At 46.4% G+C, this 13,776-nt stretch carries 10 protein-coding genes; 9 read left to right on the forward strand and 1 reads right to left on the reverse strand.

The features are described 5' to 3' along the window. Positions 1 to 277: 277 nt before the first annotated feature. The 8 genes from ppsA to A9237_RS24045 all read left to right on the forward strand — a co-directional run bounded on the left by ppsA (position 278) and on the right by A9237_RS24045 (position 10,943). Positions 278 to 2,647 (forward strand): phosphoenolpyruvate synthase, encoded by a 2,370-nt coding sequence (ppsA, locus tag A9237_RS24010; protein WP_027726571.1) that lies wholly within the window; start codon positions 278 to 280, stop codon positions 2,645 to 2,647. Positions 2,648 to 2,830: 183 nt separating this feature from the next. After that, on the forward strand, positions 2,831 to 3,610 hold the full coding sequence (locus A9237_RS24015; RefSeq protein WP_009706323.1) for a lipid-binding SYLF domain-containing protein: 780 nt from the start codon (positions 2,831 to 2,833) through the stop codon (positions 3,608 to 3,610). A 117-nt stretch (positions 3,611 to 3,727) separates the two neighbouring features. Continuing rightward, entirely contained in the window at positions 3,728 to 4,549 is an 822-nt protein-coding gene (locus A9237_RS24020) for a LuxR family transcriptional regulator (protein ID WP_078609896.1), read from the forward strand. Between the two features lie 81 nt (positions 4,550 to 4,630). Then, complete coding sequence (gene tyrS, locus A9237_RS24025) at positions 4,631 to 5,887, forward strand: tyrosine--tRNA ligase (RefSeq protein ID WP_078609897.1); 1,257 nt, start codon at positions 4,631 to 4,633, stop codon at positions 5,885 to 5,887. Between the two features lie 160 nt (positions 5,888 to 6,047). Then, the gene (locus A9237_RS24030; protein ID WP_078609898.1) at positions 6,048 to 6,344 is read left to right on the forward strand and encodes a Dabb family protein; all 297 of its coding nucleotides are present in this window, start codon (positions 6,048 to 6,050) and stop codon (positions 6,342 to 6,344) included. Between the two features lie 134 nt (positions 6,345 to 6,478). Then, positions 6,479 to 7,432 carry a LysR family transcriptional regulator gene (locus A9237_RS24035; RefSeq protein ID WP_078609899.1) on the forward strand — a complete coding sequence of 318 codons (954 nt, stop codon included), beginning with the start codon at positions 6,479 to 6,481 and terminating at the stop codon, positions 7,430 to 7,432. Positions 7,433 to 7,549: 117 nt separating this feature from the next. Next, positions 7,550 to 10,054: a hypothetical protein gene (locus A9237_RS24040; RefSeq protein WP_078609900.1), complete on the forward strand. Its 2,505-nt coding sequence runs from the start codon at positions 7,550 to 7,552 to the stop codon at positions 10,052 to 10,054. 97 nt (positions 10,055 to 10,151) lie between these two features. Then, positions 10,152 to 10,943, forward strand: a complete 792-nt coding sequence (locus A9237_RS24045) for a hypothetical protein (RefSeq protein WP_078609901.1) — start codon at positions 10,152 to 10,154, stop codon at positions 10,941 to 10,943. Positions 10,944 to 11,024: 81 nt separating this feature from the next. On the opposite strand, the gene A9237_RS24050 is transcribed toward A9237_RS24045, so the two are convergent. Further along, positions 11,025 to 12,500, reverse strand: a complete 1,476-nt coding sequence (locus tag A9237_RS24050) for a DUF1214 domain-containing protein (RefSeq protein WP_078609902.1) — start codon at positions 12,498 to 12,500, stop codon at positions 11,025 to 11,027. 132 nt (positions 12,501 to 12,632) lie between these two features. On the opposite strand from A9237_RS24050, the gene A9237_RS24055 reads away from it, so the two are divergent. After that, the gene (locus A9237_RS24055) at positions 12,633 to 13,658 is read left to right on the forward strand and encodes an AraC family transcriptional regulator (RefSeq protein ID WP_078609903.1); all 1,026 of its coding nucleotides are present in this window, start codon (positions 12,633 to 12,635) and stop codon (positions 13,656 to 13,658) included. The last annotated feature ends 118 nt before the right edge of the window (positions 13,659 to 13,776 follow it).

Here is a 13,776-nt window from a genome sequence, read left to right on the forward strand (position 1 = left end):
TTGCGTGCCCCACAGCTTTGAAAATTCTTCGGAGTTTTTTTAAGCCAAGACGTAATCGTTTGCCTTTCATATCAACCACGAAAAGTGTTGAACTATGTTTGCGTCGGAAAATTCGTTTAAGCCCCAGTTGGGAAGTTGTAGTTAACGCCCCTTACCTACAATGGCTGCTTGTCAGCTCGATACTGCGTCTTCAATGACATTGACCTGCAAGGATGCTCAACCGCTGTTCGAGGTTGGTATAAATCCCTACAAAGCTGCAATGTTTCTGGAGAAAGACATGCAAAAGAACACCCTCTGGTTCAATGGACTATCCATGGATGATGTCGACAAAGTCGGCGGTAAAAATGCTTCACTTGGCGAAATGGTTTCTAACCTAGCCAATGTTGGTGTATCAGTACCAAACGGTTTTGCGACAACCTCGTATGCGTTTAACCAATTCCTTGACCACGAAGGTTTGGATGAGCGTATTCACCAACTACTTGATGAACTGGACGTTGAGGATGTAGAAGCCCTGCGTAAGACAGGTGCCACCATTCGTCAATGGGTATTAGAAGCCCCGTTCCCTGCGGATCTTGAACAAGACATCCGTGATAACTACAAAGAACTGACAGACAATCATCCTGAGATTTCTGTTGCCGTTCGCTCTTCTGCAACTGCAGAGGATCTACCGGATGCGTCATTTGCAGGTCAGCAAGAGACGTTCCTAAACGTAAAAGGCATTGATGCAGTATTAGAAGCGACCAAGCACGTTTACGCTTCTTTGTTCAATGACCGTGCAATTTCATACCGTGTACACCAAGGCTTTAACCACCGTGGCATTTCGCTATCGGCAGGTATTCAACGCATGGTGCGCTCGGACAAAGCCTCTTCTGGCGTTATGTTCACCCTAGATACGGAATCTGGCTTCGACCAAGTCGTATTCATCACCTCTTCTTGGGGCTTGGGTGAAATGGTGGTTCAGGGTGCGGTTAACCCTGATGAATTCTACGTTCACAAGCCAATGCTAGAAGCGGGTCAACACCCTATCGTTAAGAAGACCTTTGGCTCTAAGCAGATCAAAATGATCTACTCAGACCGTCAAGAGATCGGTAAGCAAGTTGAGATCATCGATACTTCAGTAGAAGAGCGCAACGCCTTCTCTTTGAATGATGAAGAGATCAAAGAGCTAGCAAAACAAGCGATGATCATCGAGAAGCACTACAAACGCCCTATGGATATTGAGTGGGCAAAAGATGGCATCGACGGCAAACTTTACATCGTACAGGCACGCCCAGAGACCGTATGTTCTCAAAGCGAGCAAAACGTGATTGAGCGTTACGAGCTAAGCAACAAAGCTGATGTGTTGGTTGAAGGCCGTGCAATTGGTCAACGTATCGGTAAAGGCCCAGTGCGCTTAGTCGACTCTCTAGACCAAATGTCATTGGTGCAAGATGGTGATGTGCTGGTGACAGACATGACTGACCCAGATTGGGAACCAGTGATGAAGAAGGCATCTGCGATTGTCACTAACCGTGGCGGCCGTACTTGTCACGCAGCGATCATCGCACGTGAGCTTGGTATTCCTGCAATCGTTGGTTGTGGTGATGCTACCAGCAAGCTAACCGACGGCGAGACAGTGACTGTGTCTTGTGCAGAAGGTGAAACGGGTTACGTTTACCAAGGCGAGCTGGATTTTGAAATCAAGCGCTCTGCAGTCGATGAGCTTCCGCTGCTTCCAACCAAAGTGATGATGAACGTGGGTAACCCAGACCGTGCATTCGACTTCGCTCAAATTCCAAATGAAGGTGTGGGTCTTGCGCGTCTTGAATTCATCATCAACAAGATGATTGGTATTCACCCGAAAGCGTTGCTGAACTTCGATGCGCAAAGCGATGAGCTAAAAGCTGAAATCACTGAGCGTATTCGTGGCTACAAAGACCCAATCGATTTCTACGTTAGCAAGCTAACCGAAGGCATTGCGACTATCGCGTCTGCATTCTGGCCAAAACGCGTGATCGTTCGTATGTCTGATTTCAAATCGAACGAGTACAGCAACTTGGTCGGCGGTAAAGGTTACGAACCACATGAAGAGAACCCTATGCTGGGTTTCCGTGGTGCGTCTCGCTACATTTCTCCAGTGTTTGAAGACTGTTTCGAGCTAGAAACTCAAGCAATCAAACGCGTTCGTAACGAGATGGGGCTGAAGAACGTTGAAATCATGATCCCATTCGTACGTACACCAAGCGAAGCGGCATCGGTTATCGACCTACTAGCTAAGTTCGACCTACGCCGCGGCGACCAAGGTTTGAAAGTCATAATGATGTGTGAGCTACCGTCAAACGCTGTACTTGCTGAAGAGTTCTTAAAGTACTTCGATGGTTTCTCTATCGGTTCAAACGACATGACGCAGCTTACGCTTGGTCTTGACCGTGACTCTGGCGACGTTGCTCACCTATTCGATGAGCGTAACCCGGCAGTGAAAGCCATGCTGCAAATGGCCATCGATGCGGCAACCAAAGCAGGCAAATACGTCGGTATCTGTGGCCAAGGCCCATCAGACCACGACGACCTAGCGGAATGGTTGATGGAACAAGGCATCAGCTCTGTCTCATTGAACCCAGACACGGTTATCGATACTTGGTTGAAGCTAGGTAAAGTGAGCAAGTAATACGCTCCTTCCCAACTCACAGTGCAAAGCCCTCAAGCCTCGGTTTGAGGGCTTTTTCTTTGTCTATCATGTCAAAGCTCTGTGAGTTCGTGACGACAATCCCAACCTAAACGGCGTGCTAATTTTCCCTCTGAGATTTTTCACCTAGAATGAAAGAATCTGATTTCATAAAAGAATGGACCTATGAAAAAGTCACTTGCACTTGTTACCGCTTTAACGCTACTCGCCTCTCCGGCTTACGCAGATTGGGACGACATTTCTAACAGTCTCTCAGACCTTGGTGACGCCGTCTCTGATACCGCAAAAGACACTTGGGATGACACCAAGGCGTTCTCTAAACAAGCTTGGCAAGATTTCACTAACTGGTCTGAAGATGCGATCAACACCGCGGGTGAATGGACCGATGCCAGCATTGAGACCAGTAAAAAGTGGATCGACGATGCCGATAAGAAAATCGATGAATTGATGGAAGGTGATACGCCAGAAGAAGCGCGCCAAGCAATTGATTTAATGGCGGATAGCACCCTGCTAAAACTCTTCAATGAGAAACCAGAAGCAAAAGATCTTTACGATAAAGCTTACGGTTATGCGGTGTTTGATTCACGCAAACTGTCGCTGATGTTCCATACCAACTCCGGCTCTGGTGTTGCAGTCAACAAATCGACGGATAAGCGCACTTACATGAATATGTTTGGTGCGGGTGTTGCCCTTGGTGTTGGTGGTAAGTTCTACCAACAAGTCGTGCTGTTTGAGGAAGAAAAAGACTTCAACACCTTTGTAGAAGAAGGCTGGGAAGCATCGAGCGAAGCCTCTTTAGTCGCTGGTGAGGATGGCGAAGAAATGACAGCGCAATTCAACAGCGGCGTGGCCGTGTATCAGCTAAACACCACAGGCTTGTTGGTTGATGCGAACGTTTCTGGCTCGAAATACTGGGTCAACAAAGAGCTGACCGATTCGCAGTAATCGCTTAGTGACAATGATTTATTGATGGGGGGCACAACGCTCCCCTTTTTGATCACTTTGGGATAACCGTCTGTTGCGTTATGCTTATCTCAACCTTTATCTCACGCTCGAATCTCCATGCCTAACGACGCATTCAACACTCAACTTGCAGAGACAATTTCTGCCCTTAATTCACCAAGCTTTACGCCCAAACTGATGCGCGTTGTAGCTTCGTTATTGAGTTTTGATTGCGCGGTGATCCTCGGTTACCGCGAAGGCAAACACCCTATCTATCTGTATGATTCGATTGAGAATGAGCGCGAGCTTTTGTTCCAGCGTTATCTCACTACCTCTTTTCAAAACGACCCGTTTTACCAGAAGCTTAACGCTAACAAAGAGCAAGGCATCTTTACGCTCAAAGATGTCGTAAGCAAAGACGTCGCACGTAACGATCTCGATTACCAAGCCTACTGTGAGCAGTTTTACCATCAAACGGGCTGGAAGGATGAACTCAGTATGCTGATCGAAATCGAGCCGACACGTTGGGTGATGCTCTACTTCGGTTTTATGCAGGACGATAAGCGCTTCACCAAGGCTCAAGTCACCAAGCTCAAATCTTACTTCGCGATTATTCAGTCTTTGTGCCAACAGCACTGGAAACAAACCGAGTTTACACTCGCCGAACCAGTATTCAGCCCTAACGTTTATTCAGGACAAATGCGTGCCGCGATTGAATCTGCACTGGTATCTTTTGGTCAAACCGTCCTTACTAAACGAGAACAAGAAATCGCGGCACTGATCGCGCAAGGCTATGACAGCAAAGAGATTGCAACGCAGCTCGATGTCGCAGAGGGCACAGTTAAGAATCACCGTAAACGCATCTACGCACAACTGAATGTGGCGTCTTTAAGCGAGTTCTTTCAGTTGTTTCTCAACCACCTGATCACTCAATCAAGATAACAAACTGTCCCTTTAGGGATATATCTCGATTCCGTATCGCCTTTTAATCTGAATACAACCAAACCAGATAAAGATAAGACGATGACACTGATTGAAGATTTACAAGCTCGCGGTTTGATTGCCCAAGCGAGCGATTTAGACCAAGTTCAACAACTGCTATCTGAGCCACAAACCTTGTACTGCGGTTTCGATCCAACCGCAGGCAGCTTGCACATTGGCCACCTAGTGCCACTGATTATGCTCAAGCGCTTTCAAGATGCAGGACACCAAGCCATCGCCCTGATCGGTGGAGCTACGGGTATGATCGGCGACCCAAGCTTTAAAGCCACAGAGCGAAGCTTAAACTCAGAAGAGACCGTAACGGGTTGGGTACAAGATCTGTCAAATCAAATTCAACAGTTGATGAATAACCAAGTCAGCAAGCCAATGATCATGGTAAACAATGCGGATTGGGTGAAGCAGATTAACGTGATCGACTTCTTCCGCGACGTAGGTAAGCATTTCTCCGTGAATACCATGATCAGCCGAGAGTCGGTGAAGCAACGCTTACAACGTCCAGACCAAGGCATCTCATTTACCGAGTTCAGTTACGCACTGCTGCAATCTTACGACTTCGCAGAATTAAACCGTCAGTACGGCTGCCGCCTGCAAATCGGTGGTAATGACCAATGGGGCAACATTGTTAGCGGTATTGATCTTACTCGCCGCCAAAATGGTGAGCAGGTCTTCGGTCTAACCCTACCTTTGATCACCAAATCTGACGGCACTAAATTTGGTAAAACCGAAGGCGGCGCTGTGTGGTTAGATCCAAGTAAGACCTCACCTTACGCTTTCTACCAATTCTGGTTATCTGCGGAAGATGCCGATGTTTACCACTTCCTGCGCTACTACACCTTCTTGAGTTGCGATGAGATTGCTGCGATTGAAGCACAAGACAAAGAGAGCAAAGGCAAACCACAAGCACAGCGTATCTTAGCAGAGCAAATGACGCGTTTTGTCCACGGTGAAGAAGGCTTAGCAAGTGCGGAGCGAATCACTCAAGCGCTATTTAGTGGCAATGTGCAGCAGCTAAGTTTGAGCGAGCTAAAACAGTTGGAGCTCGATGGCTTACCGAGCATGCAAAGTGCTGCGCAAGACTTGGTCGAGCTTCTGGTTGAATCAGGCTTAGCCAACTCAAAGCGTATTGCTCGTGAACTGATTGGCAACAACGCCATCAGTGTGAACGGCGAGAAAGTTGACGCAGAAAACCCAAGTTTGAACTTCCCGTTGTTCGATCAGTACTGGTTGCTTCAACGCGGTAAAAAGCATTTCTACTTGGTGAAACGCATCGAGGGTTAACGGTTCCCATCTAACGACCTAGCTAGACCAACTAAAACGCGAGCCAAAGTGCTCGCGTGTTTGTTTCCCTATTTTGTGAAGCCAAAAGCTAACTTTAGAGTGGATGCCCGTTATAGTGTTGTTCTTCAAACACAACAAAATATAACAACAGCACAAAACCATGATCAGACACATTCTACTCATCAAATTTAAAACATCTGCCACCAGCGACAAAATCCAACAACTGCGAGAGCTATTCGAAGCCATGCCAACGAAAGTGGAAGGCGTAACCGACGTTGAGTGGGGCTTAAACAACAGCCCAGAAGGAAAGAATAAAGACTACACACACGCCGTGATAATGACGTTTGCCGATGAAGCAGGTCGTCAGAACTACCTACCTCACCCAGAGCACGATGCATTGAAAGAGGTATTTAGACCACTGCTTGAAGACATCATCGTGTTTGATTACGAAATCTAATTGATGTGTTCAGCCAATCGATTCTAGCCATCAACTCGCGAGTCAAAGGTCCAACCTTTTGTTGCAGCTTTGACTCTCAGTACTAAATTAAGGATATTGAAGTAAGCGACATCAACGACAAAAGGGCGTGAATATTGAAAGATTTATACTCCAACTTAGACTTAAATCTTCTGAGAACTTTTTTGGTCATCTATCAGGAGCAAAATCTTCAAAAAGCGTCCAATCGATTGTTCGTCACCGCGCCCGCACTCAGTAAATCCTTAACTAAGTTGAGAAACCATTTCGATGATCCGCTGTTTGTCAAAGTGCCAACGGGGCTATCACCGACTCACTTTGCTACTGAACTTTACGGTGTCATTGAGCCAACGTTCGATAAGCTCTCGAAAAAGCTGAACTCCCTCAATCAATTCGATCCTGCTGAGCTTGAAGGTAAAATCACCGTCGCGATTTCCCCGATATTATTGCAAGCTCTAGGCAAAGATCTATTTAGTGAAATTAGCCGACAAGCGCCCAACGTGGAACTTCACTTGCCTTGCTGGAACAATAACTCACTCGATGATCTTGCCAATGGAACCTGTAAAGTCGGCATTAACTACGAGTTACCTTTCTCACGCAAAGACATTCTTAGCGAAGTGGTGGGGCAAGACTTGTTTGGCATTTACGTTCGCAAAGACCATCCTCTGGCATCAAAAACCATTTCGTTGGCCGACACCATTTCTTACCCTTTGGCGCTTTTGCTCGTCACGGATTGGAACATAGATGAGCCGTACGCGATTAAAGTGCTTCGAGAATACTATCCCGATGTTCCGCCAAAGATTGCGTTTCGCTCCGAATTACCCTCCCCTATTTTGGAAATATTGGCAGAGACAGACCTGCTATTTCCCTATACCGCCTTTTTCCACATTGAGCGTTATCCCAACCTCACCGCTTTGGATATCAAAAAAGATCAATTGGACAAACTACTGAAGCGGATTCATGTCTATTACCCCAACAAGGATCGATTCGACCCTGTTCAGCAATGGCTAATGGCAATTATTTCTAACTTATTGAATCAATTACCTCAGGCACACAATCCTATTAACTCTTAGTTAATACCCATTTTCCTTCTGCTCAATATTCGTCCAGATGTATTAAAAGTAAGATTTTCTCATCGGTCGGGCATGCATCGCTCTGCCTTTCTTCCAAGCGATTATGAGAAATCACCAATGAGAAAATCACTTCTAGCTACCATCGTTTTTAGTTCTCTTTCTGTTAATGCTTACGCTGTGCAAGTCGACACTCGTGAAGCTAATCGTCAAACCTCAATCTTAATTGATCAACAACTTTCCGCATCACAGGCGATGTATGTCGCTAGCTTGAATGCACGTAATCAACAAATGGAATTGAGTGAGTTTGCAACGGAAGACGCTACCGATGAAAGCAGTTGGGACAGCGCAGGCGCGATTGCTGGCGGCCTTCTTGTTGGTGCGGTAGGTAGTATCAGCACGGGTGGTTCAAGTTCCGATCCTGCTTCACCGATGAAGCCAATCTCAGTGACGCCAAATAACCCAATCGAGACCGAGATTGGGAATCCGAATATGGAATACGATTACGCATGGAATGACCAAACGCTGATCATCACTGAGAAAGGCACTGATGTTTGGGTAGCGACAGGCACGCTTGAGAAGACGAATACTGGTGTTGAGCTGGTTATCAAGCACAGCACGGGCGAAGTGGTTCGTATCCCGCTAGAGAACGGCAAACCAGTGATCAAACCGGGTACACCATCAAACCCAATTGAAGGCGAAGTTGGTACCCCGAATATGGAATACAACTACTCATGGCACGACCAAACACTCATCATCACTGAAAAAGGCACTGATGTTTGGGTAGCGACAGGTACGATAGAGAAAACCAACTCTGGTGTAGAACTGGTTATCAAGCACAGCACAGGCGAAGTGGTTCGTATCCCGCTAGAGAACGGCAAACCTGTTATCAAACCAGGCACACCATCTAACCCAATCGAAGGCGAAGTTGCTAACCCGAACATGGAATACAACTACGCATGGCACGACCAAACTCTCGTTATCACTGAGAAAGGCACTGATGTTTGGGTAGCGACAGGTACGCTTGAGAAGACCAACTCTGGAGTAGAACTGGTTATCAAGCACAGCACAGGTGAAGTGGTTCGCATCCCACTAGAGAACGGCAAACCAGTGATCAAACCGGGCACACCATCAAACCCGATTGAAGGGGAAGTTGGTAATCCGAATATGGAATACGACTACGCATGGCATGACCAAACTCTTGTCATTACTGAGAAAGGCACCGACGTTTGGGTAGCAACAGGTACGCTTGAGAAGACGAATACTGGTGTTGAGCTTGTTATCAAGCACAGCACAGGCGAAGTGGTTCGCATCCCGCTAGAGAACGGCAAACCTGTAATCAAGCCGGGCACGCCATCTAACCCAATCGAAGGGGAAGTTGGTAATCCAAATATGGAATACGACTACGCATGGAATGACCAAACGCTAATCATCACAGAGAAAGGCACTGATGTTTGGGTAGCGACAGGTACGCTTGAGAAGACCAACTCTGGAGTAGAACTGGTTATCAAGCACAGCACAGGTGAAGTGGTTCGCATCCCACTAGAGAACGGCAAACCAGTGATCAAACCGGGCACGCCATCAAACCCGATTGAAGGCGAAGTTGGTAATCCGAACATGGAATACGACTACGCATGGCATGACCAAACTCTTGTCATCACAGAGAAAGGCACCAACGTTTGGGTTGCAACAGGCACGCTTGAGAAGACGAATACTGGCGTTGAGCTTGTTATCAAGCACAGCACAGGTGAAGTGGTTCGCATCCCGCTAGAGAACGGCAAGCCTGTAATCAAACCGGGCACGCCATCTAACCCAATCGAAGGCGAAGTTGGTAACCCGAACATGGAATACAACTACGCTTGGCACGACCAAACGCTGATCATCACTGAAAAAGGCACTGATGTTTGGGTAGCAACAGGTACGCTTGAGAAGACGAATACTGGCGTCGAGCTTGTTATCAAGCACAGCACTGGCGAAGTGGTTCGTATCCCGCTAGAGAATGGCAAACCAGTAATCAAACCGGGCACACCATCTAACCCGATTGAAGGCGAAGTTGGTAACCCGAACATGGAATACAACTACGCGTGGAATGACCAAACTCTTGTCATCACTGAGAAAGGCACCGATGTTTGGGTAGCGACAGGAACAATCGAAGAAACAACCGCTGGCTTTGAATTAGTAATCAAACACAGCACGGGCGAAGTGGTTCGTATCCCGCTAGAGAACGGCAAACCTGTTATCAAACCGAGCACACCATCTAACCCAATCGAGAGTGAAGTTGGTAACCCGAACATGGAATACGACTACGCTTGGCACGACCAAACGCTGATCATCACTGAAAAAGGCAACGATAACTGGGTAGCAACAGGCACTATTGAACCAAACAATACTGACTCCGGTTTTGACCTTGTTATTAAACACAACACTGGTGAAGAGGTTCGTATTCCACTTGAAAATGGTAAACCTGTGTTCAAGCCAACTGGAAACAATGAGTTTGATGCTTACCAAATCACAGAGAAGGTAAACGCTTCAGACTTCGATATTCAAAACGTTAAAGATCGCTTTAATGCTTTGTCTGCGGAGCAACGCAAGAAAATCCGTCAATTTGTAAATACTAGAAAATAACGTCAGTCGGTAATTCAAGCCCCCTTCCCTTGGGGGCTTTTTTATCTTAATTCTGTCCCGCATTCACAGCATGGAAGCCCATTAAAGAGAGCCGCTCGTGAGATTTCCGATTACAACCTTTATCGTTTCTTTGCTACTTCTGCCATTTCAAACCAACGCAAGTACCGAACCTGAGCATGTCCATACTAAACTCCAAAAATTAGAATCACCGGAAGAGTCCCAGCAAGATTGGGGAACCTTGCTTGTCGAAACGTTCGATGTTTCAGTCAGTAAGAGTGATTTTCTTGGCGACTATTCGAACGACTATGTTTTCACCCTAAATGGTTCTTATAACTTGAACGATAAGTGGCGCCTATTTGGCTCGGTAGACAGCGACAAATTTGGTGACATTGGGCTTGGATATTCTTTTCTACTCTTCGACCAAATTTACAATGAAGTAAGCGCTTCTGTTGGTGGAAACACAGATAAAACGGGCGTTTATACCACAGGGTTGTTTTCAGCCGCGCAATTAGGTGACGCGATAGTGTTCACCAATTTCGATGTTCAATACATCGATAGCCGATTTGAGGGAGAAGGTTGGGATATTCGTGATGAATCGTTCAATCTGAACAAGTTAGTTGGTGTGCTTTACCCTGTGAATGATGTATTAGAGCTGTCTGCCTCGTACGGACACGACAGTAATCTTTACGGAAAAGCGCAGCTCAATCTTGATGAATTGCCATGCTCCAGACCGATTTGCACCAGCAGAAATACAACCGATGCCGACAGCTATATTAATCTCGGCTTTACGTTGAATCTTTGGGGAGTAAAACCGTATTTATCTCATCGATTTGACCTCAATGATTCAAACCGAAACTACTGGGATTTTAGTTTATCGTTTGATTACTAATTCAAAATTAGCGGAGCAACATCAAACGCAACGAGTCTTTAAAAAGCCACCACGACAGTTTTATCACGGTGGCTTTTGGGGTTACTTCACGTGTTTAAAGTTTGGCAGAATCGTTTCTGGCTTCTGCTCAACAAACGCCTTGCTTGGTGAGTAAGCACGGAAGTACACAAACCAGTTTTCATCTGGTCGAGTTTGTACCCAGTTTGCTTCATTCACACCTTCTGGCTTGGTTGGTGAAAAGTGGAACGTGTAGTTACCGTCTGCGTCTTTCACTGTTCCCGGAATGTTTGAGCCCACATCGGCACGTTGAATGTCGTTATCGATGATAGCGCGGTTTTCCACGTTGTACACCGTAATGGTCCAGAACAAATCGGCGTAGTTCACATCGCCATCTAAAGTCAGCGTGTAGTGATTGCTGCCGTTTAGGCCATAACCTTCGCCATCACGGTAGTTATCAAGGTATATCTGACCCCAGCCACCATTTTCAAAACCATGCATCGCAATGTCGTTCGTCACCGCTTCATAAAACCATGCCGCACGACCATCGAGATCCATGCCATAAGCGCGATCTTGGTTTGGTGTTGATGCTGTTGCAACCTCCCAACGGTTCCCTTCAGGCCCATATTCTGATTGATGTAAACGACCCGTTTTGTTGAAGTCGATATTCTTAGTCATGGCCTCACCAAGCACTACCGCTTCTTTCATGATCTTCACTTGCTCAGCATTTGGTTCGAACGGTTTACCCTTCTCAATACCCAATGGGCGCAACATGTCATGCATCATGCGATCGCGCTCTGCAACAGGTTCTGTTTGAATGGCTTCGTTGAGCACTTGCCAAAACTCCATACCACGTGGGTGTTTCGCATCGAGACCTTTTTTCGGGAAGTTAACACCTCGATCGCTAAGGGGTTTGCCATCCAGATGCGTGATTGACATCGACTCCAAGTCCGTCATGCGTTGTTTCTCGGTTTTCGCCATTAAGCGCACACCAAAGAAGACATAGTTAGTATCCGATTCAAGTACCACCGCACCTTTTGGTAGGTTCTTTGGTGTTTCGCTGCCCTTAGCTTTTATCACGTATGTGCCTGGTTTGGTCATTTGTACAATGCCAATCTGCCACATGGTATGCACCGCGCCACGCAGTTCATCGGTCGGGATGTTAACCACTACGGGCTCTTTCTCTACGTTAAACCATGTAATGGCGTAAGGCGTTGAGGTGTTGTAAGTTAAGCCGCCTAATTTAGACTGGTGAGATGCCACATAAGTAATTTGGCCATCTTCTGAGCCCATTTTTTCATACGCTGCCTTCCACGCGTAGTTAGACGTCAGCGGAATAGACCAAATGTAAGCTTGTGTCGCGCGCTGAAAATCCATCAGATTAAACAGTTTTTTTGAGCTTTCCTCTGTTGGAATGCCGTTGAGCACGCTGGTTTCAAAAGCAAAATCACCAGAGCGGGTGTGCATGTTCTCAATCTTGATGTTGTTGTCTGCGTATGCGCTGCTGGTTAAAGCGGCAAATATCAAACCAGAGATAAGGGTTTTCGTTACTTTTTTCATGTCTATTCTCTACTCGTCGTTTCAGGCGATATCGGGAGGATGAAGTTGAAATCAGTCATTTCTTGACCAACTCAATGTGGCGCAGTATAAAAACAAGCCGAGACTGAAAATTGACATTTTGAGAATATTTGAGTGAAAAACGAATATCGATTGAGTGCGTTATACCTCTCTGCTTTTCCTAAATTGTGCAGACGATATGGTGTTGAGCCTCAAACCTTAATCTCAAAGCTCAACATTCAAATCTCAACCTTACACGATGAAAACCAAGAGCTTAGCCACCAGCAATTTGCAGAACTGCTGAACTTGGCTGCCAAAGAGACTAAAGACCCGCTGTTCGCCCTAGAGCTCAGTACCTTGATTGACTACCAGTCTTTGGACATCGCTATGTTGCTGATTGCCAGTCAGGAATCTCTCGCAAACATCTATCCGGTTTTGTTTGGTCTTTACAGCTATCAGCAACGTGCTTCTCGCCATCAACTTGATATTCGTGAAGACATTGCTCGCCACTTTACCCAGTTCTTATTCGAACCCAATGTCGATACAAGCCAACACGCTTTGCTTTCTATCGGAGGTATCATTACAACGTTCACGATGGTATTGGGCGAACGGTTGAAGTTGTATCAAGTGCATTTTAGAGCGCGCTACCAAGGTGAATCAGGAGTACAGCAGCAAACACAGATAGAACGTCTTGAACGTTTCTTTGGATGCAAAGTGATATTGGGTAGTCAGTTCGATGGTTTTGAGTTCCCCAAAGCCCTACTCGCAGAAAAGCCCGATTTGGAGATGACCATTACCAATCAAATGCGACGCAAAGTCTCTCACGGCCTTCAACATCACAACACGCTATTGGAAATCACCACCAACTCGATTCTGTTATTGCTTCCTCTCGGTGATATCAGCAAAACCTTGGTCAGCAAAATGCTCGGCATCCACCCGAGAACGTTGCAGAACTTGTTGAACAAAAATGACCTCACCTACCGAGATATCGTGAATTCAGTTCGCGACACCGAGAGTAAGAAGCTGCTCACCAACAGCGAGTATCCAATCCGCACCATTGCTGACATGCTTTGCTACGCTTCTGCCGATTCTTTTATCCGCCAGTTCAAACGCTTCAATGGCACCACCCCTTTGCAATATCGAAAACAGCATCGCGTGTGACGGCTAGCAGTCCAAGCTTACAATTCGATTTGGTTATTATCTGAATTACATCAATTCATTTCTGTCATCACAGGCATATCGATAAAGTGAGGTCATCTCTTAATGACGACCTCAAGGT

Source organism: Vibrio owensii (assembly GCF_002021755.1).
Classification (GTDB): domain Bacteria; phylum Pseudomonadota; class Gammaproteobacteria; order Enterobacterales; family Vibrionaceae; genus Vibrio; species Vibrio owensii.